The organism is Endozoicomonas sp. SESOKO4 (genome assembly GCF_024606275.1).
The window spans coordinates 1-2,679 of sequence record NZ_JAHHPS010000571.1 but is presented as its reverse complement, the minus strand read 5'-3'; the positions used below and the strand labels follow the sequence as shown (position 1 = coordinate 2,679).

The following is a 2,679-nucleotide window of genomic DNA, read 5'->3' as shown; positions in this document are numbered from 1 at the left end:
ACCGTGGGCCCATTAATTCAGCCACCTTCAGCGCTGATAATAGCCGTGTGTTGACCGCCAGCAAAGATGGTAAAGCAAACATCCATGTTCAGAAGGAGGTTGGATCATGGGAAGAAGAAGGGACCATCAGCCATGATGGTCCGATCGATTTAGCCAGCTTCAGTGATGATGGTAGCCATGTGGTGACTGTCGGCGAAGATAATGTGGTAAAAATCACGGGCAAATCAGCCGATGTGTCATGGCAAGTAAAAATCATCGTTATCCATAAGGGCTATGTCAACTCAGCCATCTTTAGCCCCGATAACCGCTATGTGGTGATCGCCAGTGACGATGGTACGGCAAAAATCATTGGCTGGAAAGACGATGAATCATGGGAAGAAGAATTCACCATTAGCCATATTAGCACCGATAGTTCGGTCATATCAGCCGCCTTCAGCCCGGATAGCCGACATGTGTTGACTGTTGGCAAGGATAACCTGGTTAAAATCATTGGCAAACGGGCCGACGGATCATGGGTAGTAAAAGCCATCATTTCCCACAGTCATTTCATTGAGACAGCCACCTTCAGTCCCGATAGCCGCCATGTGGTGACCGCCAGTTTCGACAAACAGGCAAAAATCTACGGCGAAAAGACCGATGTCTTATGGGAAGAAGAAATCACTATCCACCACAATCATTGGGTCTTCTTAGCCACCTTCAGTCCCGATAGCCAACATGCAGTAACCGGCAGTTATGATGGAACGGCAAAAATCCATAACCATAAGAATGATGGATCATGGGAAGAAGGACTCACTATCCATCATACTGATCAGGTCTCTTCAGCCACCTTCAGTGCCGATGGCCGCTTTGTGATGACCTCTGGTTTTGATGGTATCGTGAACATCAGGCCCCTGACGGGTGACGGGTCACAGAAAGTAGAATTCACTATCCGCCACCCCAATCCAATCTTCTCAGCCAGCTTCAGCGCCAATAGCCGCTTTGTAATGACCCAAAGTTTTTTGGGAGGATTTGGTGTGTTCGGCAACATCGTGTCAATTACTGAACTATGGAAGGAATAGTAAATCAAGCAACGTCCCGGAAACTCTTGGCTATTCTCTGATGCACTACGAATAATGAGATTCACCAAAAGTAGCGGCAACGAACCGGCGGCAGTTTGTCGGTGATAAATTTCTCGGTGTCAGGGTTCTGTGATAGACCCGTGATGCTCCACCAGACTGAATTCCAACCTGTCCATCAATAAACGGCAAGCTCAACTCAACAGCCGGTTTGCGACTCAGGCATTGGAAAAGCAGTAGTGCATTCGTCAGCACCAGTACCAGCAACATCAGTCTGTCCAAACAGAGCTGCTGATGCCATTGCTTCAATCGTCGCAGATAGTCTTGAATAGTCATTTTCGGGAAGGGTAAAAGACCCGAACATAGGGGTTGGGCAAGGTTCTGGCTTTCACAAAATAAAAGCCCAGCCAGTAAATGGTTCTTCCTGTTAGGATTGGGAGAGGTCTTGTGCTACAGGTGCTTCAGGAATAGAGATTCCAGTTCCAACATGGAGCTTAATTGTTGCTTTTTGGCAGTTTTATGAAGCTGTACAATAACTTCATATTGATCCGGCTCACCTTCTGCGTCACAGAAAACTTTGAGTTCATCCGGAATAATTTCATAGTTAATCATAATGGCCAGTGCCTGCACCAGAGAGGGTGAAAATAAGCCAGAAGTCGATCTTTAATTACATCGGAGGCAAGCAAAATGGGTATGTCGCCTTGTTCTGAATGAGCGACAGTGGTTTCTTGAATAATCTGGTTTCCAATAGCGAGAGGTGCAGAAGGAAACTCAACACAGATCTGCGTTGAATCATTGACAAACACGCGGCCTTGTTTAAAAAAACCTAATTCAGCCATTGCGGTTTTCAGCGATTCTTAGGAGTCGTAGCTGGTGTTAACCATATCAATATCTTTGGTCAGGTATAGGTTTTCACTGTAAATTTCAACGGCTAAACCACCCACCAAAACCACCCGAATGCCATGCTGCTTAAGATGATTGGCGACAATGGCTGCCAGTTCAACAATGGGCGTGCTACTAAAATTTGTCATGATTTAATTCTGAAATTAATGATCCCTTGGTTGGATAGCAATAGTCGGTTTGCCTGCTGCTCTGGGGCGGGTTCTGGTCATGGTGAGGTTCTGGATCATGGAGTCCGGATAGGCCGACAGGGCCGACTTAAGCAGTTCTTTCAATGGCGACAGGAAAGGGTATCGGGGGTTAAGCTGATATTCTCTGAGCCTGCCAATCAGGTGGCTCACCAAAACGCCATCTTCTTCAAGCCGGGCAAGCTGTTTTTGCACGGAGTTTGAGGAGATTTCGTAAAATTCGGCAATGGCCTTGCCATAACCGGAGCTGCGAAGCATTAGATATATAAGGATTTTTTCCTGACTTTCCGCTCGCAAAATGCCTTTCAAAATGAACATGATGTAATATATTATTTTACCAACATATGGTAAATATATACCATTTCATGATATTTATAAATCAATCTATGGTTTTGAGTGGCGGATAGAGCTGGTTTTTTGTTCTTGATACAAGTTGAGTTGTTCAGGTCGAACCTCATGAAATCGGACTTCCAGCCGCTTGCGACTGTCCTCCCGGTGCTGGTCGAAATCCAGCCTTGACCCTTTGCCCGTCAGAG

Annotated in this window: 6 protein-coding genes; 1 reads left to right on the top strand and 5 read right to left on the bottom strand. The window is 46.1% G+C overall.

From position 1 onward, the window contains the following. The coding region (locus KDK16_RS11305; protein WP_257276186.1) for a WD40 repeat domain-containing protein at positions 1–1,058 on the top strand (1,058 nt) is incomplete at its 5' end. Positions 1,059–1,103: 45 nt separating this feature from the next. Here the strand turns inward: KDK16_RS11305 and KDK16_RS11300 are convergent. The 5 genes from KDK16_RS11300 to KDK16_RS11280 form a co-directional block, all read right to left on the bottom strand. After that, positions 1,104–1,391 carry a hypothetical protein gene (locus tag KDK16_RS11300; RefSeq protein WP_257276185.1) on the bottom strand — a complete coding sequence of 96 codons (288 nt, stop codon included), beginning with the start codon at positions 1,389–1,391 and terminating at the stop codon, positions 1,104–1,106. A gap of 114 nt (positions 1,392–1,505) precedes the next feature. After that, positions 1,506–1,667, bottom strand: a complete 162-nt coding sequence (locus KDK16_RS11295; RefSeq protein ID WP_257276184.1) for a hypothetical protein — start codon at positions 1,665–1,667, stop codon at positions 1,506–1,508. Next, positions 1,664–1,894: a hypothetical protein gene (locus KDK16_RS11290; protein ID WP_257276183.1), complete on the bottom strand. Its 231-nt coding sequence runs from the start codon at positions 1,892–1,894 to the stop codon at positions 1,664–1,666. Before KDK16_RS11290 ends, KDK16_RS11295 begins: the two co-directional genes overlap by 4 nt. A gap of 18 nt (positions 1,895–1,912) precedes the next feature. Beyond that, positions 1,913–2,086 (bottom strand): nucleotidyltransferase, encoded by a 174-nt coding sequence (locus KDK16_RS11285; RefSeq protein ID WP_257276182.1) that lies wholly within the window; start codon positions 2,084–2,086, stop codon positions 1,913–1,915. A gap of 15 nt (positions 2,087–2,101) precedes the next feature. Next, positions 2,102–2,461, bottom strand: coding sequence for a winged helix-turn-helix domain-containing protein (locus tag KDK16_RS11280; RefSeq protein ID WP_257276181.1), 360 nt, complete (start codon positions 2,459–2,461; stop codon positions 2,102–2,104). Between the last annotated feature and the right edge of the window lie 218 nt (positions 2,462–2,679).

Excerpts from the sequence above, each read along its gene's own strand:
- KDK16_RS11285 (WP_257276182.1), bottom strand. The coding sequence starts at position 2,086 with ATGACAAATTTTAGTAGCACGCCCATTGTTGAACTGGCAGCCATTGTC.
- KDK16_RS11295 (WP_257276184.1), bottom strand. The coding sequence starts at position 1,667 with ATGATTAACTATGAAATTATTCCGGATGAACTCAAAGTTTTCTGTGAC.
- KDK16_RS11280 (WP_257276181.1), bottom strand. The coding sequence starts at position 2,461 with ATGTTCATTTTGAAAGGCATTTTGCGAGCGGAAAGTCAGGAAAAAATC.
- KDK16_RS11290 (WP_257276183.1), bottom strand. The coding sequence starts at position 1,894 with ATGGCTGAATTAGGTTTTTTTAAACAAGGCCGCGTGTTTGTCAATGAT.
- KDK16_RS11300 (WP_257276185.1), bottom strand. The coding sequence starts at position 1,391 with ATGACTATTCAAGACTATCTGCGACGATTGAAGCAATGGCATCAGCAG.